Genomic DNA, 18,910 nt, shown 5'->3' with positions numbered 1-18,910 from the left:
AACGCGCCAGACTGACACCACTTTACGGGAGGACGCGATGAGTCACATTCTTGCACTGGATCAGGGCACAACCTCCAGCAGGGGGATCGTGTTTGACCCTGCGATGCGGATTGCCGCAATCGCTCAGGAAGAATTCACACAGCATTACCCGCAATCGGGCTGGGTGGAGCATGACCCGTCGGACCTCTGGGCCACCAGTGCCGCCACCGCCCGTGCAGCGATTGAAAAGGCGGGGCTGAAAACCGCCGATATTGCCGCCATCGGCATCACCAACCAGCGCGAAACCACATTGGTCTGGGACCGCAAGACCGGCAAACCCATCCATAACGCTATTGTCTGGCAAGACCGGCGCACCGCCGACTTCTGCGCGAAGCTGCGCGAGGCGGGGCACGAGCCGATGATCACCGCGCGCACCGGATTGCTGGCAGACCCCTATTTCTCTGGCACCAAGCTGAAATACATCCTCGACAAGGTCGACGGCGCGCGAGAGCGCGCGCGCAAGGGCGAGTTGGTGTTCGGCACGGTCGATACATGGCTGATCTGGAACCTGACCGGCGGCAAGGTTCACGCCACGGACGCGACCAATGCTGCGCGCACCATGCTCTATGACATTCACAAGGGGCGCTGGAGTCAGACCATCTGCGACCTGCTCGACATTCCGCGCGACATGCTGCCCGAAGTGCGCGATTGCGCCGCCGATTTCGGGGTAACGCGCGCGGACCTGTTCGGGCGCGAAATACCCATCCTTGGCGTGGCGGGCGATCAGCAAGCCGCGACCATTGGGCAGGCCTGTTTCACCCCCGGAATGCTGAAATCCACCTATGGCACGGGCTGTTTTGCGGTGCTGAACACAGGCGAGACGCCCGTTGCCTCGACCAACAAGCTGTTGACGACCATTGCATATCAGTTGGACGGCAAGCCCACTTATGCGCTGGAAGGCTCGATCTTCATTGCGGGCGCGGTGGTGCAATGGCTGCGCGACGGGCTGAAGATCATCCGCGCCGCCCCCGAGACGCAAGGGCTGGCTGAAACGGCTGATCCCTCGCAAGACCTGATCCTTGTGCCTGCCTTCGTGGGCCTTGGTGCGCCCTATTGGAAGCCGGAAGCGCGTGGCGCGGTTTTTGGGCTGACCCGCAATTCTGGCCCGGCTGAATTTGCGCGGGCGGCGCTGGAATCTGTGGGCTACCAGACCCGCGATCTGCTGGAAGCGATGCAGGCCGATTGGGTGCGCGAGGGCGCGCAGCCCACCTTGCGCGTCGATGGCGGAATGGCGGCGAATGATTACGCCATGCAGTTCCTGTCCGACATCATCGGCGCACCTGTGGATCGGCCCCAAGTGCTTGAAACCACGGCACTTGGCGCGGCATGGCTGGCGGGAATGCGCGCGGGCGTCTGGCCGGGGATGGAGGATTTTGCCAAGGGCTGGGCGGTCGAGCGTCAGTTCACCGCCCAGATGGATGACACGCAACGGCTGGAGCGCACCGCCCGCTGGCGGCGGGCCATCAATGCGGTGCTGGAGGTCTGAGCGGCCATTCGCTGCGACAGCGGCACAGATGTCGCATAAACTTTTGGAATATGGCTGCCGCGCACATATCGCAAGGCCGCGCGGACAGGCGTCGCGCGGTCCTGCCATGCTGAATTTGCCGTTGTGATTTGCCGCGTTACCTCCGCTGCATCGCAGGGCGTAACAGTTGGGTGGCGTTACAGAAATGAAATTGGATTTCAGAAATGACCAATCATGCACAAGATACCGCCGATCTGGCATTGGCCATGCGCGCCGCGCAAACCGCAGGTGCAGGACTGATGCGCCACTGGACAAGGCGGGGCGATCTGACCATCTCGACCAAACGCGCGGGGGATTTTGTGTCACAGGCCGATCTGGAGGCTGAAACCTGCCTGCGCAACCTGCTTCTGGGGGCGTGCCCCGGTGATGGCTGGCTGGGCGAAGAAACTGCACAGGTCGTGGCACCGCGCCGCCGCTGGATCGTTGATCCGCTGGATGGCACCACCAATTTTCTGCGTGGCATTCCCCATTGGGCTGTGTCCGTCGCGCTAGAGGTGGATGGCGCACGCCGCATCGGCGTGATCCATGACCCGGTCAAAGGCGAGACATTCTCGGCCCGGCTTGGCGGCGGTGCGTTTCTGAATGACCAGCCGCTACAACTGGCAACACCCTCTACACTTTCGGCGGCCCTGTTCGGAACCGGCATTCCTTTTGGCGGCATGGACCATATCGACGATCATGCCGCCGACATCGCGCGCCTGATGCCGCATTGCGCAGGTGTGCGGCGCATGGGGGCGGCTGCGCTGGATCTGGCCTATGTCGCGGCGGGGCGGCTTGACGGTTTCTGGGAACGCCGCTTGCAACAATGGGACATAGCGGCAGGGTTGGTCATCCTGCGCGAGGCGGGCGCCACCATCGCCGCGCTGGAACCTGCGGATCGCCCTGAATTATCTGGCACCGTCCTGACCGCAGCGCCCGCTCTGTTCGAGGAATTTGCCCGTGTGCTGCGGGGTCAGTCCGGCAGTCGTGCGTAAAGATCGCCCGAAACGGCATCGCTGGGCAGGCTGCGAAGCCAGTTTTTTGTGCTGGCAGCGTCGCGCCAGTCGTCCCACAAAAACGCACCAGATTCGCCGCGCACCGGATTGAACCGGTATGGTCCCAGCTCCAGCAAGCGCTCGATCACCGAGAATGTCAGGTCCGGCAGACCGGGAAGGTACTCGACCGAAAGCATCTCAACCGGCTGGCTGAGGCCGGACAACACCTCCAACTCGAACCCTTCAACGTCGATCTTGATGTAGCGGGGCAGCCCTTCTTCCGCGATCAGTTTGTCCAGTGTCGTAACCTGCACCTGTTGCACACTGTCCCAGCGGACATGCTCGAAACCGGGCGCGGCACCTGCCGTTTCCGAAAACCCTGATTTCAGCGATGAAACAGTCGGGTGACGGGATGATACGGCCATCTGCGCCAAGGCTTCGGCAGCTCCCGCAGCCGCTTCGACCAGCCGGATATCTTGCGGCAGCGTCAGGCGCAGAAAGCCAGAGAAGGGCGCTTGCGGTTCCAGCGCCACAACACGCGCCCCAGCGGCCCGCATGGCCCTTGCCCGCGTTCCGACATGCGCGCCAATATCAAAGGCAAGGTCACCCGGACGCAGCAGATCACGGTAGAAACGGCGCAGCGGCGCACGTGTCACCGGATTGTGATAGATCACCAAGGACCGCAAAAGGCCCATCCATACTGTCAGGCCCACAGCCACTCTCCTCTCGTCATATCGCAAAATAACGCAAGTCTGACTACTTAGAGCGTCTGAACCAAGGTCGAGTCCCAAGCGGCGAAACTTCGCGTGAGGCGCGCCACCTGTCTGAAAACACCAAGGCCGGACTTGCCTGTCGTGATGTAACGCTATGTCACACCCGATGTTTGAAGACTTGGTAATCTCATGAATGCAGTGACACCCGGCCGCGTGGCCGAAGCCCCTGCGATCTCTGCTTTTGCGCCGCATGTGATTGAACGTGTGATGCGGGTCAAAGGTGATCTGCGCCTTGGCGTGCCGGTCGTGCTGACCAGTGGCCCCGACGCCGCAATGGTGATCGCAGTCGAAATGCTGACCCCCGAAAGATACGCCGCCGTCACTACGTCAGAGCGCAAACCGCAAATCGCGCTGACACGGCACCGCATGGCGATGCTGGGGCTGGAGGGTCTGCCAAAGGCGAAGGTCCTGGGCATGACCCTGCCCGCCGACGCCAATCTGGCTGCGATCAGCGCGATGGCAGATCCCGCCCTGAGTGCCGCGCAGGTTGCGCCGGATGGCAGGGGCGCGCACAGTGCCAAGGCGTTTGAGGGGGGTGCAATCCACCGCGCCGCCATTGCGCTGGCCAAATCGGCGCAGCTGTTGCCCGCAGCCCTTATTTTGCCACTGAAAGACGGGCTGGCAGAAGCGGTGCAGCATGGCCTGTGCGTGATTGATGCCGCCGAAGTCTTGTCGGAACTGGCCGCCGCGCGGTTTCAACGCCCCGTCTCGACCGCAGCACTTCCGATGGCTGCGCATCAGGCCGGGCGTGTGCATGTGTTTCGCCCCAATGATGGCAGTATCGAGCATTACGCCATCGAGATTGGCACCCCGGACCCGTCGCGCCCGGTGCTTGTCCGCCTGCATTCGGCCTGCTTTACCGGCGATGTGCTTGGAAGTCTGAAATGCGATTGCGGCCCGCAACTTCAATCTGCCTGCACCGCAATGGCCAAGGCTGGCGGCGGGGTGCTGCTGTACCTCAATCAGGAGGGGCGCGGCATCGGCATGGCCAACAAGATGCGCGCCTATGCCCTACAGGATCACGGCTTTGACACGGTCGAGGCCAATCACCATCTGGGATTTGACGATGATGAGCGCGATTTCCGCAACGGCTCGGCGCTGCTCAAGCAGTTGGGGATAACCTCGGTGCGGTTGCTGACGAACAATCCGGCCAAGGTGGCGATCTTGCGCGATCAGGGAATCACAGTGGTGGAGCGGGTGCCGCTTGTGGTTGGCCAGACCGCCCAGAACGCCCATTATCTGGCAACCAAGGTCGCAAAATCGGGACATGTGTTGAAATGACTGCCTTGGCCCTTTGGTGTGTGGCCCCTGACAGGGCCGAGATCCGCCCCGCAGACACGGGAACAGGGGTCGCGGTCAAGGCGCTGTATTCCGGCATCAGCCGTGGGACTGAACGGCTGGTCTGCAAGGGGCAAGTGCCGGTATCGGAACATGACCGAATGCGTGCGCCCGCCATGGAAGGGGCGTTTCCGTTTCCTGTGAAATACGGCTATTGCAGCGTGGGCGAAGTTACAGAAGGGGTACTGGCTGGGCGGCACGTCTTCGCCCTCTTCCCGCATCAGACCCATTACCGATTGCCACAGGACACACTGACCCTGTTGCCCGAGGCGTTGCCACCGCAACGCGCGGTTCTGGCTGCGAATATGGAAACGGCGCTGAATGTGGTGTGGGACAGCGGCGCAAGTGCTGGCGACCGGATCGCCGTGATCGGCGCGGGCGTGGTCGGGGCACTTGTCGCGTTCCTTTTGGCCCGAATGCCGGGCGCTGATGTCACGCTGGTCGACATCAATCCCGCCCGCGCCACGTTGGCGCGCGCTTTGGACCTGCGCTTTGCAATGCCCGAAGATGCGCCGCAGGATTGCGATGTGGTGATCCATACCAGTGCGTCGGAAGCGGGGCTGGATCTGGCCCTGTCCAACGCCGGGATGAATGCCACGGTGGTTGAGGCAAGCTGGCATGGCGACAGGTCGGTATCCGTGCCGCTTGGGGGTGCATTTCACAGCCGCCGCCTGCGGCTTATCAGCTCTCAAGTCGGAAATCTGCCCGCCCACCGCCTGCCGCGCTGGGGCTATGCCCGCCGGATGTCCAAGGCCTTGGCGTTGCTATGTGACCCCCGCTTCGATGCGCTGATTTCCGGCGAGACGGATTTTGCCGCGCTGCCAGATGTCTACGCCGAAATCCTCGCAGCACCAGAAACCTTGTGTCACCGCATCCGTTACCCGTAGCGCAGAACCTCACAACAGGAGTTACCATGTACGCCGTCGAAGTCCGTGACCATATCATGATCGCCCACTCGTTCCCCTCGCCGCTTTTCGGCCCTGCGCAAGGTATGCATGGCGCGACCTTCACGGTTGATGCGGCCTTTTTCGCCGATGACATCGACGAACACGGGTTGGTCGTGGATATTGGTTTGGCGACCGAAGCCTTGGCGCAGGTGCTAGAGCCGCTGCGCTACAAGAATCTGGATGAGGTCGCGCAGTTCAAGGGCGTTTTCACCACCACAGAGTTTTTGTCCGGCCACATCTTTCGTGAAATGGCGGACAGGGTCCGTGCGGGCGATCTGAAGGATTCCGGTCGCGTGAAGCGGCTGCGCATCACGCTGCATGAAAGCCATCTGGCCCGCGGCTGGTTTGAGGCAGAGATCTGAACGCATGGGATTTTCAGCGACATGGCTGGCCTTGCGCGAACCCGCCGATCACGCGGCACGTGACAGCGCGCTTTTATTGGCGGCAGCGCAGGCCGCTGGTCCAGAGCCGGTGATTGTCGATCTGGGGTGCGGCACCGGATCAACGATCCGAGCATTTGACGCCCCCCTCAAACAGGTGGCCAGATGGCGGCTGGTCGACAATGATGCCTCTCTGCTGGAACAGGCGGCGGCAGGAGCCAAAACCGGTGTGACGACCCATCAGCTTGATCTGCGTGATCTGCACAAACTGCCGCTGGACGGGGCCAGTCTGGTGACGGCCTCGGCGCTGCTTGATCTGTGCGCGCGCGACTGGGTCACGTCCCTTGCCGATCATCTGGCCCGCCATGCGCTGCCGTTTTATGCGGCCTTGAACTATGACGGGACGATGCGTTGGTCACCGGTTGATCCGGCAGACGCCGACGTGACGCTTGCGTTCAACCAACACCAGCGCGGGGATAAAGGGTTCGGTCCGGCCCTTGGCCCCGATGCGGCAGAGGCCATTGCCGAGATATTTGCCGCTGCCGGTTTTCGCGTCTTGCAGGCGGACAGTCCTTGGCAGCTTGGCCCGAGTGCGGCCGCGCTTCAGCGTGAATTGCTGGCGGGCATAGCCGGTGCCGCAACCGAGGCCGGAGAAGCAAAAGCCGCAAGCTGGCAGGGGCGAAGGATCGCACAGCTCGCACAGGCACAGTGCCGCATCGGGCATCGTGACCTGCTTGCCCTGCCACCCGACATTGAACTGCGCACAGCGTGACCGACAGGAAAGGACAACAGAAATGCACAGCGTAACTGTTACCCGCCAAGTCTGGGATCGGGTTCTGGCGGTCAGGTCGGGGCACGCATGCGCGTGTTGTGGCGTGTGGTCCGAGGGGGAAAAGGGGGCACTGGCGCTTTATGGTCCCTTGGCGCGGCGCGATCTGACACCGATGGTCGTGGCCCAGATCGGGCAGTCGCTGGACGGGCGCGTTGCCACTGTGTCAGGCGATGCGCGCGATGTGTCGGGGCCGGACGGCCTGGCCCATCTGCACCGGTTGCGCGCGCTGGTCGATGGTGTGGTGATTGGTGTGGGAACAGCCCTGCATGACAATTCGCGCCTGACTGTACGCTTGTGCAGCGGCCCCAACCCGGCGCGGATCGTGATCGACCCCAAGGGCCGGTTGCCCGATGATGCCCCTGCCCTGCGCGCGGATGGTGCGCGGCGTCTGGTGGTTCAGGCTGTCGAACGCCCCCGCATCGCTGGGGTCGAAGTCATAAGACTGCCGCTTGTCGATGGCATATTCCGGCCGCGCGATATTCTGTCAGCCTTGCAAAAGTCCGGATTGTCCAGCCTGCTGATCGAAGGCGGGGGCATTACCATTGCGGGGTTTCTGGAAGCGGGGTTGCTGACGCGGCTGCAAGTTGCTGTAGCGCCGCTTCTGATCGGGGCTGGCCCTGCGTCGTTGACCACAAAAATTCCGCACCTGAAACTTGCCGATTGTATCCGGCCAGACACACGGGTTTTCGGGTTGGGATCGGATGTTCTGTTCGATTGCGGCCTGTCCCCAGACGCCAGCGCGGCAACCCTTCCGATCCACGCACCTGCGCCGACACACGCCCATCGCTCTGCATCATCCCTGTCCTGAACATCTGGCGAGTGACGCCACGGCTTGCCGGCATATGCCGCGACAAGAGAGATGCGACATGGCCCTATCATCCATATAGGGATGACCGCTAAGGCGCGTATTTCAGGGAATTTATTTTAGTTAGATAAATAAAGAAAAATTTCGTTAGATTGTGTCGCGCGCACGCGCCCACCCGAAACAATCGTGCTTATATTTTAAAAACGTGGCATGCGGTGTCAATCAGCTTACATCTATGATAGTTGTATATGCGAAGCATTTCAACTTGCGACACAGCAAGCTGGGACTGTAACGCTTTGAGTTAATTCTGAAGGGGAAATGATGCAGACGAAAGATCCGAACAAAGGCTACATCGCAATTCTTGGCTGGAGCCTTCGGTGTATAGATGCGCTGGAGAAATTTGATCGCCGCTATGTCATCGTTGCGCCAAAATGGGCAGAGGAGTATGCCACCCAACACGGCATTCCCTATGTCAGTTGGGATTTCGAGCGCTTGAATGACCGCTCTCACGAGCTTGCGACCACTCTCAATGATATGGGCGTTGACGTCGCCATACCGCTGTTCGAGGAAACTGTGGAATGGGCCGGGGCGGTCAATTCTGTCTTGCTGAAAAATCCGCGCCTGCTGGGCCAGGCTATGCTGTTCCGCGACAAGTCGCTGATGAAGCGGCGCGCGCAGCTTGGTGGCATTCGTGTCGGCATTTTTGAGGAAGCGATGGATCAGACCGATGTGATCCGGTTCCTGAAGCGCGTGAACCAGACACTTCTCAAGCTGGATGGCGACCCGAATGACCCGATCCACTTCAAGGCGTTTGACAAGGCCGGTTGCCTTGGGCACCGCGTGATCCGCTCGCCCGATGATGTGGCTGCGATTGCCGATGACGAGTTTCCCGCGTTGCTGGAATCGCATCTGGACGGTTGGGAATTCGCGGTCGAGGCGTGGATCAAGGATCGCAAGATCCAGTTTCTGAACATTTCGGAATATGTGACGCTGGGCTATTCGGTCTTTGTGCCTGCCACGCCAGAGCTGGAAAAGTACCGCGCCAAGATCACCGAGCAGATCGAAAAGCTGATTGACGTGTTCGATATCGAGTTCGGTTTCATCCACCCCGAATATTTCGTGACAAATGATGGTACGATGTATTTCGGTGAAGTGGCCTATCGCCCGCCCGGCTTTAACGCGTTCGAGTTGATGGAGCGTGCCTACGGCTTTAACGCCTATCAGGCCTTGGTGCTGTCTTTCGACCCGAAGGCCACGCAAGAAGAGCTGGACGCTTTCTTTCCCACCCCCGTCAAGGATGCGCTGGGCCATGCAGGCTGTTTTGGTGTCTATCCCCGCAGGCGGGTGGTCAGCGAATTGCAGATTCCACCAGAGACAGAGAACCACCCCTATTTCGAATTCCACGAACTGGCGGCACCTGTGGAATCGACAGTTACCAAGCGAACGGCCTTTGGCACGCATTGGGGGCTGGTCTATTTCTTCGGCGAAGACCCGCACCAATTGCGGGATTTGCTGAAGGCGCAGGAAGAGCTGGACTACTACATCTGATGAAGTCTTTGGCGCGGCACGCAGAATATGGCATGTTTTGCCACCTGCCTGCCGCGTTGGCTTGCATTCTTGTGACGAAGCGACGACATCTGTAATAGTAACACGGCGCGCACGATAGCGTCACAGGATTAGCAGCGATGACAATGACCTCCGAAGGCACTCCGATCAAACAGATCGCGCGCAGCTTCGATCACATGCTGGGACAGCTTGCCGGGGCAACGCCTGCTGCGAAATTCACCTATCAGGGTCGCGTGCTGGATGCCGCCAAGCGCTTGCTCAAGCAGCCCGGCGGGCTGGCAGAGTTGGAAGCGCGCGCTGTCGCGCTGGACGCGGCGGGTATTTTTGACGGAACGGATTGGGCTGCCCCCTCTGGCCTTGTGCCCGGTATGGTGGGCAATGCGCTGAAATCCCCTGACATGCGGCTTGTGGTTCTGGAATGCATCAGCCTGTTGCGCTTCCTTGCTGTGGCGCGCGGCGAGCATTCGCAACCGGGCCTGCCGATGGAACATGCGCATCATTTCCTGACGCAAGTTCTGGCGCTGAACCTTGACCGGATACTGGGCGCGCACCACGAGGCTTCGCGCCTGTCAGAACATGAACTGACCCCAATCGTTGACCAGTTGCTTCAGCACCTGCTGGAAGTTGTGGGCACCGAAGGGATTTTGGGCAGGCTGGTTGATGAAGTCTGGCGCATCCTGCGTCAAAGGCCGATTCAGGTAGGTCATGTCAAATCCATGATCTTGCAGATTGCGCTGGCGCTGGGTCAGCAAAGTCAGGGCTTCAACGCCAGCGACAACCGGCTGGGCGCTGACCGTCTGATAAGCGCGCTGTTTGGCCCGACGGAACTCTGCCGTGAAGACCCCGGCCTAGATGTGTATCGCAGCCGCCTTGCCGCTGCCGATACGGGCACATTGCAGACCGAAGCTTCGGGCATGGCACGCGCGATGCACGACACCGGGCTGGTGTCGGACTATCACGCGACCTATCTGCGGTTCATTCTTGACAGTGGACAGGGGCATTTTCTGCCGGATTCATTGGGCCTGAGCAGCACAGGGCTGGATTGCCTTCGGTGTTATCAGCCCCTTGTTCAACAGTTGATTGATGTTGCCGTGCATCCGGGCACGGCGCAGTCAATTCTGGGCATTTCCCTGATGCTGGAGCGTGGCATCTTGTATTCGCCGCCCATTGCCCCCTCGCTGTGGCGGCTTTTGGGGGCGACGATGTCACCCGAATGTGAAGCGGGCCTAAGCGCGGCGCTTGGCGATGCTGTCACACCTCATAGTCAATTGGTGGCTGGGTTAATGACGCTGTTGGGCCAGCCTTTGGGCATCGGTCAAGGGAACAATCCAACCTGCCAAGCCGCGCGGGCCTTGTCGATCTGGGCGCTGAATGACCCCGACTATCTGCTTTGGATGCTGGCGCAAGTTACGGCAAATGACCGTGTTGTCATGCATTTCGAGGGTGAGGCGCTGGATTCCGCAGTGCTGCCTGCTGGCCTTGCACTGCACACACCCTTGGATGCAGACGCGGTGTCGGTCTTGCTGGTGCCCCATATCGACCGCATCTATGCCGAGATGGGGCGGCGCGTCGCCACAAGGGGCGAAGACCCGCACCGCTGGATCAATCCAGAGCTGCACGGCTGGTGGGTCGGGCGAGAGTTCCATATCGCAGTCGATATCATGACGGGCAAACTGCATGACTACGATAAGTTCATCGCCGATTTTCATCTGGCCTATCATCCGCTGCACAACGGCAATGAACCTGTCGTTCATCCGCAACCTGCGGGCATAGCCGTCACTGACAGTCAGGGCGCTTTTGTCGGTTGGCATGCCATCACGATCATTCGCGTCGCATTGGATCAGGCAGGCGAGATGCGCGTCTATTTCTTCAACCCGAACAATGACAGCGGGCAGGATTGGGGCTTGGGCATTGTGGTGTCCACGCATGGAAATGGCGAACGTCTGGGCGAGGCGTCGTTGCCCTTCGACCAGTTTACCTCTCGGTTGTATATTTTCCACGATGACGGGCTGAAAACACCCCTGTTCGTGCCTGTGGAAGAAGACAAGATTTCAGCGATCCGCGATATGGCCCATCAAAGCTGGGCGCGCGCGCGCATCTGATTTTTCTGGGTTATGACGAGTGCCGTGGGCGTGGGCGACACTTCCCCCGCAGGGTCGCAGCCATGCGCATAAATTAGCCTTGCTTGCGCTCAGTGCCCCCAGCGGGCAATGGGCGGGTCAGGCCGTAGGGCCCAGCGCCCGGACCCTGCGACAGCCAGCGCAAGGCACCCGCCCGCGATGGACCAGTTCTTGACAAAGATCGACATTTGCCATGGGTCATCGGGGATCAGGTGGAAAAAGCTGGTGGCCCCGCAATACGCCGCCAACACCAACGCAACGGGCCGGACCCAAAGCCCCAGCGCCAACATCAGGCCCGTTATCATGTTGAAAATCAGCGCAGGCCAGATCAGCGCCACAGGCAACCCCTGCATCACCAGCAACGCCTGTGCATCTGCCGGTGAGAGGATTTTCTGAACAGCCCCGCCCACAAACAGCACCGCAATCAATAGCCGCCCCGCCAGCAGGGCCATTTCCGGCCATGTCTCTGTACGCATTGCGCTGCTCCGTGTTGTGTCGGACTGGTCCCAAGCGCCCGCGCGGCTGGCATCGGGTCGTCATCGGGGGCGCAGTGCGTCAAACTGGCCTGATGGCACAAGCGCCAGCGCAGTTACCGCAGACCCAAGAGTCCCATGACGAACAGCACAATGACAACAAGGCCGACGATATAAATTATTCGGTTCATAGAACCCCTGCTTGTTTAAGTGACCAGCGCATGGCCAACTATTTCCATCAGATTGGCCCGCTTACGGCTGGACCGCCGCAAGTAGACTCTTGCATCACCCGGCGACCTTGCGCAGGGCAATCGGACCTGCGCCAGCCATACCGCGAAGGCTGACACCATGCAATAAAACTTCCCATCCCTGATTTGGGCATGTGGGCGGATATCGGCTCAACCGCGCTGTCGCTTGCGCGTATGCACACCCCAAATGCAGATGTTGCGCGCGCGATTTCCGGTGAAGCCCCTGTTCTATATGCGCAAGAGCATGTGATCGATGCGCGCACGGCCCCCAAGGTCAGGGCGCGGATTTTTGCGCATAGTGCCGAAACTGCACCGAAAACCCAAGCAGAAGCGCGTATCGGCACCATAAACACGGGTGGGTAACGAAGAAAATAGTTCAATCGCGGCTAGCAAAGTGCAATTAGTTGAATGCTTGACTCAGTTGACAAATAGGAATCACACAGATGAAGAAGTTATCAGTTATGGCCCTGTTCGCGGCATCACTTGCCGTTGTGACAGGCTGCACGAACGATCCGCAGATCAATGCGGCGACAGGCGCACTTACTGGTGCCGCCGTGGGCACTCAGATCGGATCAGGCTCTGGCCGGACAGCCGCCATTCTTGGTGGTGCTGCTGTGGGCACAGTGGTGGGCGCTAACGCTCCAACCTACTGACAATGTAGGTATTTGGCCTGTGGGCCAACTGCAAAAATGCGTCGCTGCAAACATGTCTGTGTTGCGGCGACCGCTTTTCTTTCTCATGATTTTAACAACCCGTGTTTGAACAGAAATTCCCGCCAACCTGACCCACATTCAAAGGGCAGACCGCGTCCCCTGCCGGTCTTTGTCTGGATTTAATGCAGAATTGTCTGTACTTATAAATCCCGTTGCATCCAGCATGTGCAGCAAGGTCAAAACCTGTACGGCAAGGAGTGCGCATGTCGGCCACATACCGCGACATCAAGGCGCATCTTCTGGGCAAGATCACCCAAGGCGACTGGCCCCCCGGCAGCCTGTTGCCCAACGAGGTCGAGATTGCGCAGCAATTCGGCTGCGCGCGCGCAACCGTGAACCGGGCGATGCGGGAACTGGCCGATGATGGCCTGATCGAGCGGCGGCGCAAAACAGGCAGCCGCGTGCGCATGGCACCGGTGCGCGAGGCCAGATTTTCCATTCCCATCGTGCGACATGAAATCGAAAACCAAGGCTCGGAATACCGCTACAGCTTGGTTTCCAGCGCCGTCACCACAGCGCCCGACTGGTTGCGCGCCCGTTTGCAGTTGCAAAATAATGCACAGGTTCTGCATCTGGTCTGTATGCATTATGCAAATGGCCTGCCCTTCCAGCACGAGGATCGCTGGATCAACCTTGCCGTCACCCCTGACGCCCAACAGGCCACTTTCACAGAAATCGGCCCCAATGAATGGCTGATCGCGGCGGTGCCCTATTCAACGGCTGAAATCAGCTTTCAGGCCGCGCAAGCCGACCCCGCGCTGGCCGCGTATCTGGACTGCCAGCAGGGGGACGCGTTGTTTCAGGTCGAACGCTCGACTTGGTGGGAAGGGCGGGCAGTAACTTTTGTCAGGATGACCCATCATCGCGGGTATCGTATGACCACGCGGTATTGACCCCTCTGCCCAATCCCGACCTGCCCCGCATCGGTCACAGAATACCGGGCAGCCTTAGCCCATGTTCGCGCGCGCAGTCACGGGCGGTATCATACCCCGCATCCGCATGGCGCATCACACCTGTGGCCGGGTCGTTCCACAGCACACGCGCAATCCGCGCATCGGCCTCATGCGAGCCATCGCAGCAAATCACCATGCCGGAATGCTGTGAAAACCCCATGCCCACGCCGCCGCCATGATGCAGGCTGACCCATGTTGCCCCAGAGGCCGTGTTCAGCAGCGCATTCAACAACGGCCAGTCGCTGACCGCATCTGATCCGTCCAGCATGGCCTCTGTCTCGCGGTTGGGACTGGCGACAGAGCCGCTGTCCAGATGGTCGCGCCCGATCACGATGGGGGCGGCAAGCTCGCCGTTGCGCACCATCTCGTTAAAGGCAAGGCCCAGCTTGTCACGCACGCCCAGCCCCACCCAGCAGATCCGCGCGGGCAACCCCTGAAACGCGATACGATCCCGCGCCATGTCCAGCCATGTGTGCAGATAGGTGTCATCGGGCAGCAGTTCCTTGACCTTGGCATCCGTCTTGTAAATATCCTCCGGGTCGCCTGACAGGGCCGCCCAGCGAAACGGGCCAATACCACGGCAAAACAGCGGGCGGATATAGGCAGGCACGAACCCCGGAAAGGCAAAGGCATCTTTCAACCCTTCGTCAAGCGCGACTTGCCGGATGTTATTGCCGTAATCCAGCGTTGGCACGCCTGCATTCCAGAAATCGACCATTGCTGCAACATGGGTTTTCATCGAGGCCCGCGCGGCCTTTTCCACAGCTTTGGGGTCAGTTTCGCGCTTGGCGCGCCATTCGGCCATGCTCCAGCCTTGGGGCAGATACCCGTTCACCGGATCATGCGCCGAGGTCTGGTCGGTCACGATGTCGGGGCGCACACCGCGGCGCACCAATTCGGGGAACACATCTGCCGCATTGCCCAGCAGGGCAACCGACTTGGCCTTGCCGGCTGCGGTCCAGCGCCGGATCATCTCAAGCGCGTCATCGAGTGTGTCGGCCTGTTCGTCAACATAGCGCGTGCGCAGTCGAAACGCGATGCTGTCAGGATTGCATTCCACAGCCAGACAGCAGGCACCGGCCATGACCGCCGCAAGTGGCTGCGCCCCGCCCATGCCGCCCAACCCGCCTGTCAGAATCCATTTGCCTGTCAGATCGCCCTGATAATGCTGGCGCCCCGCCTCGACAAAGGTTTCATAGGTGCCCTGCACGATCCCCTGAGAGCCGATATATATCCATGACCCCGCCGTCATCTGGCCATACATCGCCAGCCCCTTGCGGTCGAGTTCATTGAAATGATCCCATGTCGCCCAATGCGGCACGAGGTTTGAATTGGCAATCAACACGCGCGGCGCATCCTTGTGGGTGCGAAATATGCCCACGGGTTTGCCCGATTGCACCAGCAAGGTCTGGTCCTCGTCCAGATCACGCAGGCTGGCCACGATAGTGTCAAAATCCTGCCAAGTGCGCGCGGCCCGCCCGATGCCGCCATAAACTACCAATTCATGCGGGTTCTCGGCCACATCAGGATGCAGGTTGTTCATCAGCATCCGCAAGGGCGCTTCGGTCATCCAGCTTTTGGTGGTCAATTCGGGGCCGGTGGGTGGAAAGATGTCACGGGTATTCTTGCGCGGATCACTCATGTCATGCCTTTCAGTTGCGGGGCCAGTTCGGTCAATCTGTCGAGCAGGGTTTTCAGGTGGGCGCGCAGCTTTTCGGCTTTTTGCGTGTCGTAGTGCCAGGGCGGGGCCTGCGTTGTCAGATAGCTGCTTTGGGCCAGTTCCATCTGCACCGCGTGCAGCCCTTGGGCGGGCTGGCCGTAATGGCGGGTTGTCCAGCCGCCCTTGAACCGCCCGTTAACGACACTGCTATAGCCTGCGGCAGTTGCACAGATATGCGCGACTGCGGATGTGATCCGCGCATCGCAACTGGTGGCGTCATTGGTGACGATGTTGAAATCCGGCAAAACCCCCGCGAACAGGAACGGAATCTGCGACCGGATCGAATGGCAATCATACAGCAGGGCCACGCCGTGGCGGTGGTGAACACGCTCCAACTCGGCCCTGAGTGCCTTGTGATATGGCGCATGAAATCTGTCCACCCGCTCTGCTATAGCGCCCGCGTCAGGCGGGGCCTGCCAAATATCGCCGCCGTCAAAATCGGTCAGCGGGATCAGGCCGGTCGTGTTCTGACCGGGATAGAGCACGCCCCCCGCTGGGTCACGATTGGCGTCGATCACATAGCGGTGGAAGGTCGCACGCACGGTCGTCACATCTGCCCGCAACCCGGCATAAAGCTTGTCGATATGCCAATCCGTATCCGCCAGCATCCGCCCCCGCGCATTCAGCGCGGCGTGGACCGCATCAGGCACGAATGTGCCGGTATGCGGAAACGCCAGCACGACAGGGCCGTCACCGCGCGCAACCTCGACCGCGTTCATGCGTGCAACTCTGGCAAGGGGACGCCCGCGCACAGCGCGAACTGCGCGCTGCCGACAAGATGGGCCGCCTGTTCCAGATCCGGGGCCATATAGCGGTCTTCACGCAGACTGGGGATGCTTGCACGCAGATCATGCAACACTGCGGCCAAGGCCGGGCTGGTGCGCAATGGTGCGCGAAACTCAATACCCTGCGCGGCGCAAAGCAGCTCGACCCCAAAGATATACTCCAGATTGCGAACCATCTGGCCCAGCCGCACCGCCCCATGCGCCGCCATGCTGACGTGATCTTCCTGATTGGCACTTGTGGGGGTGCTGTCGGTCACGCAGGGGTTGGCCAGATGCTTGTTCTCGGACATCAGCGCAGCGGTTGTCACCTCGGCAATCATCAACCCAGAGTTCAGGCCCGGATGCGGCGTCAGAAAGGCGGGCAGATCATGGCTGAGGACCGGATCGACAATCAGCGCCACGCGCCGCTGTGCGATGGCACCGATTTCTGCAACCGCCAATGCGATCATATCCGCAGCAAACCCCACCGGTTCGGCATGAAAATTCCCCCCTGAAACGATCAGCCCTGTTTCCGCCAGAACCAACGGGTTGTCTGTTGCGGCATTCGCTTCGATCTGAAGGGTGCGCGCGGCCATGCGCAGCAAATCGAGGGCGGCACCCGTGACCTGCGGCTGACACCGGATGCAATAGGGGTCTTGGACCCGCGCGTCATCATCGCGGTGGCTTTCGCGGATTTCACTGCCCTCCAGCAGCGCGCGCAGGCTGGTGGCAACTTCGATCTGGCCGGGCTGGCCGCGCAAGGCGTGAATTTCGGGCTGCAACGGCGCAGTTGATCCCATGATCGCATCCGTGGACAAGGCCGAGATGACCAACCCGCTTTGCATCGCGCGCCATGCCCCGAACAGGCCGGACAGCGCAAAGGCTGTGGAAAACTGCGTGCCGTTGATCAGCGCCAGCCCTTCCTTGGCCACCAGTTCCAGCGGGGACAGACCCGCGCGGCGCAGCGCCTGCCCGCCGTCATAGCGCTGCCCCTCAAACAAGGCCGCGCCATGGCCCATCATGACAGCCGCCATATGGGCCAGCGGCGCAAGATCCCCCGACGCGCCGACAGACCCTTTGACCGGAATGACGGGGGTCACGCCACGGGCAAGCATCTGCTCAAGCAGTTCAATCACCGCCATCCGCACGCCCGACACGCCGCGCCCCAGCGACAACAGCTTCAACGCCATCATCAATCGCGCCTGCGCCACAGGAATGGGCGCACCCACGCCACAGCAATGCGACAGGATCAGGTTGCGCTGTAGCGCAGCCGTATCCTGCGCCGCGATCTTGACCGAAGCGAGTTTGCCAAAGCCGGTGTTGATCCCATAAACGGGCTGATCGCCCGCCACAGCGGCCACAACCTGCGCACGCGCCCCCGCAATGCCAGCATGGCTGGCAGGGTCAAGCTGTATGGCCCGACCGTTCCAGAACACGTCGGCCAGATCGGCGAGGGTCGCTTGACCGGGCGTCAGGGTCAGCGGGGTCATGACAGCCCTCCAAACAGGCGGGTATGCAGCGGGTTATACCCGATGCGGTAGCACAGCTCTGCCGGGTGGGTGACATCCCAGACCGCCAGATCCGCGCGCATACCGGCGGCAATCTGGCCGCAATCGCGCAGGCCCAGCGCACGCGCGGCATGGCATGTGACCCCGCGCAACGCCTCTTCCGGGGTCATGCGAAACAGCGTGCAGCCCATGTTCATCGCCAGCAGCAATGAATTCATCGGCGACGAGCCGGGATTCAGGTCGGTGGCCAGCGCCATTGGCACGCCATGCTGACGCAACAGCGCGATGGGCGGCGCATGTTCTTCGCGCAGCGTGTAAAACGCACCCGGCAGAATAACCGCAACCGTCCCGGCCTGAGCCATAGCACGCACGCCACCCTCATCCAGATATTCCAGATGATCGGCCGACATTGCGCGGCGCTCCGCTGCAAGGCGCGCGCCGCCAAGGTTTGAGAGTTGTTCTGCATGTAGTTTGACCGGCAAGCCAAGGCGCTGCGCCTCATCAAAGACCCGCGCAATCTGCGCAGGCGAGAAGGCGATCCCTTCGCAGAACCCATCGACAGCATCAACCAACCCTTCGGCATGGGCCGCACGCAAGGCGGGCAGACACACGTCATCCAGATACGCCTCCGCTTGCCCAGCATAGTCAGCCGGTATGGCATGTGCGCCCAGAAAGCTGGTTTTCACGCGAATTGGCCGCTGCAAGGCGATATCCCTCGCGACCCGCAACATCCGCAATTCGGTGTCCACATCCAGACCATAGCCGGACTTGATTTCGACTGTCGTGATCCCTTCGCGTATGAAGGCATCGACGCGTGGCAACGCGTCCTGCAACAAGTCCGAATGCGACGCCGCGCGCGTCGCGCTGACGGTCGAGACGATGCCGCCCCCTGCCCGCGCGATATCTTCGTAGCTGGCGCCGTTCAGTCGCATCTCAAACTCGACCGCACGGTTGCCGCCATGCACCAGATGTGTGTGGCAATCTATCAGACCGGGGGTAACAAGACGCCCTTGCAGGCTGTGGCGCGGCCAAGCGTGATATGTGTGCGGCAGGTCTTGCGCCGCGCCGACCCATGCAATCTGACTGCCCTGCACCACGATGGCTGCGCCTTCAATCCAGCCATACGCGCTTGCCCCGTCGCACAGGGTCGCCGCGTTCAGATCGGTGAATATCTGGGTGTCGTGCAAATTGTGCCTCCGCTCCGCTGTCATGGCCGAAAGTAATTCTGCTTT

The 18,910-nt window shown here is 60.9% G+C and carries 18 protein-coding genes; 12 read left to right on the top strand and 6 right to left on the bottom strand.

Annotated elements, in window-relative coordinates:
• The first annotated feature begins 37 nt into the window (after positions 1 to 37).
• On the top strand, positions 38 to 1,525 hold the full coding sequence (gene glpK / locus BD293_RS01075; protein WP_142079420.1) for a glycerol kinase GlpK: 1,488 nt from the start codon (positions 38 to 40) through the stop codon (positions 1,523 to 1,525).
• A gap of 203 nt (positions 1,526 to 1,728) precedes the next feature.
• Positions 1,729 to 2,538 carry an inositol monophosphatase family protein gene (locus BD293_RS01070; RefSeq protein WP_142079419.1) on the top strand — a complete coding sequence of 270 codons (810 nt, stop codon included), beginning with the start codon at positions 1,729 to 1,731 and terminating at the stop codon, positions 2,536 to 2,538.
• Here BD293_RS01070 and BD293_RS01065 read toward each other — a convergent pair.
• Complete coding sequence (locus tag BD293_RS01065; protein WP_246086170.1) at positions 2,517 to 3,251, bottom strand: FkbM family methyltransferase; 735 nt, start codon at positions 3,249 to 3,251, stop codon at positions 2,517 to 2,519. The two genes, BD293_RS01070 and BD293_RS01065, sit on opposite strands and share 22 nt — an antisense overlap.
• Before the next feature lie 189 nt (positions 3,252 to 3,440).
• Here BD293_RS01065 and ribA point away from each other — a divergent pair, with 189 nt between their 5' ends.
• The 7 genes from ribA (at position 3,441) to BD293_RS01030 (ending at position 11,281) form a co-directional block, all read left to right on the top strand.
• A complete protein-coding gene (gene ribA, locus BD293_RS01060) occupies positions 3,441 to 4,592 on the top strand; it encodes a GTP cyclohydrolase II (RefSeq protein ID WP_142079418.1) in 1,152 nt (383 codons plus the stop codon).
• Positions 4,589 to 5,536 carry a zinc-dependent alcohol dehydrogenase gene (locus BD293_RS01055; RefSeq protein ID WP_142079417.1) on the top strand — a complete coding sequence of 316 codons (948 nt, stop codon included), beginning with the start codon at positions 4,589 to 4,591 and terminating at the stop codon, positions 5,534 to 5,536. The genes ribA and BD293_RS01055 overlap by 4 nt, the downstream gene beginning before the upstream one ends.
• Positions 5,537 to 5,562: 26 nt before the next feature.
• Positions 5,563 to 5,958, top strand: a complete 396-nt coding sequence (locus tag BD293_RS01050; RefSeq protein WP_142079416.1) for a 6-pyruvoyl trahydropterin synthase family protein — start codon at positions 5,563 to 5,565, stop codon at positions 5,956 to 5,958.
• 4 nt (positions 5,959 to 5,962) lie between these two features.
• Positions 5,963 to 6,748 (top strand): methyltransferase domain-containing protein, encoded by a 786-nt coding sequence (locus BD293_RS01045; protein WP_142079415.1) that lies wholly within the window; start codon positions 5,963 to 5,965, stop codon positions 6,746 to 6,748.
• Positions 6,749 to 6,770: 22 nt separating this feature from the next.
• The gene (locus tag BD293_RS01040) at positions 6,771 to 7,616 is read left to right on the top strand and encodes a RibD family protein (protein WP_142079414.1); all 846 of its coding nucleotides are present in this window, start codon (positions 6,771 to 6,773) and stop codon (positions 7,614 to 7,616) included.
• A gap of 318 nt (positions 7,617 to 7,934) precedes the next feature.
• On the top strand, positions 7,935 to 9,161 hold the full coding sequence (locus BD293_RS01035; RefSeq protein WP_142084183.1) for an ATP-grasp domain-containing protein: 1,227 nt from the start codon (positions 7,935 to 7,937) through the stop codon (positions 9,159 to 9,161).
• Positions 9,162 to 9,298: 137 nt separating this feature from the next.
• On the top strand, positions 9,299 to 11,281 hold the full coding sequence (locus BD293_RS01030) for a hypothetical protein (protein WP_142079413.1): 1,983 nt from the start codon (positions 9,299 to 9,301) through the stop codon (positions 11,279 to 11,281).
• Between the two features lie 89 nt (positions 11,282 to 11,370).
• On the opposite strand, the gene BD293_RS01025 is transcribed toward BD293_RS01030, so the two are convergent.
• Entirely contained in the window at positions 11,371 to 11,775 is a 405-nt protein-coding gene (locus BD293_RS01025; RefSeq protein WP_142079412.1) for a DoxX family protein, read from the bottom strand.
• A 377-nt stretch (positions 11,776 to 12,152) separates the two neighbouring features.
• On the opposite strand from BD293_RS01025, the gene BD293_RS01020 reads away from it, so the two are divergent.
• From BD293_RS01020 to BD293_RS01010, 3 genes are all read left to right on the top strand, one after another.
• On the top strand, positions 12,153 to 12,383 hold the full coding sequence (locus tag BD293_RS01020; protein WP_142079411.1) for a hypothetical protein: 231 nt from the start codon (positions 12,153 to 12,155) through the stop codon (positions 12,381 to 12,383).
• An 80-nt stretch (positions 12,384 to 12,463) separates the two neighbouring features.
• Positions 12,464 to 12,673, top strand: coding sequence for a glycine zipper 2TM domain-containing protein (locus tag BD293_RS01015; protein ID WP_142079410.1), 210 nt, complete (start codon positions 12,464 to 12,466; stop codon positions 12,671 to 12,673).
• 263 nt (positions 12,674 to 12,936) lie between these two features.
• Positions 12,937 to 13,626 carry a histidine utilization transcriptional repressor HutC gene (locus BD293_RS01010; RefSeq protein ID WP_142079409.1) on the top strand — a complete coding sequence of 230 codons (690 nt, stop codon included), beginning with the start codon at positions 12,937 to 12,939 and terminating at the stop codon, positions 13,624 to 13,626.
• A 34-nt stretch (positions 13,627 to 13,660) separates the two neighbouring features.
• Here BD293_RS01010 and hutU read toward each other — a convergent pair whose 3' ends face one another.
• From hutU to hutI, 4 genes are read right to left on the bottom strand one after another with little or no spacing between them, the layout of a single operon-like run.
• Positions 13,661 to 15,328: a urocanate hydratase gene (gene hutU, locus BD293_RS01005; protein ID WP_142079408.1), complete on the bottom strand. Its 1,668-nt coding sequence runs from the start codon at positions 15,326 to 15,328 to the stop codon at positions 13,661 to 13,663.
• Positions 15,325 to 16,125, bottom strand: a complete 801-nt coding sequence (hutG, locus tag BD293_RS01000; RefSeq protein WP_142079407.1) for an N-formylglutamate deformylase — start codon at positions 16,123 to 16,125, stop codon at positions 15,325 to 15,327. The genes hutU and hutG overlap by 4 nt, the downstream gene beginning before the upstream one ends.
• Complete coding sequence (gene hutH / locus BD293_RS00995) at positions 16,122 to 17,660, bottom strand: histidine ammonia-lyase (RefSeq protein ID WP_142079406.1); 1,539 nt, start codon at positions 17,658 to 17,660, stop codon at positions 16,122 to 16,124. The genes hutG and hutH overlap by 4 nt, the downstream gene beginning before the upstream one ends.
• Positions 17,657 to 18,889 carry an imidazolonepropionase gene (hutI, locus tag BD293_RS00990; RefSeq protein ID WP_142079405.1) on the bottom strand — a complete coding sequence of 411 codons (1,233 nt, stop codon included), beginning with the start codon at positions 18,887 to 18,889 and terminating at the stop codon, positions 17,657 to 17,659. Before hutI ends, hutH begins: the two co-directional genes overlap by 4 nt.
• Positions 18,890 to 18,910 lie beyond the last annotated feature (21 nt).

The sequence above is a fragment of the Roseinatronobacter monicus genome (assembly GCF_006716865.1).
In the GTDB taxonomy this organism is placed as follows: Bacteria; Pseudomonadota; Alphaproteobacteria; order Rhodobacterales; family Rhodobacteraceae; genus Roseinatronobacter; species Roseinatronobacter monicus.
The sequence above is the reverse complement of the archived record's forward strand: the minus strand, read 5'-3'. Positions and strand labels throughout refer to the sequence as shown.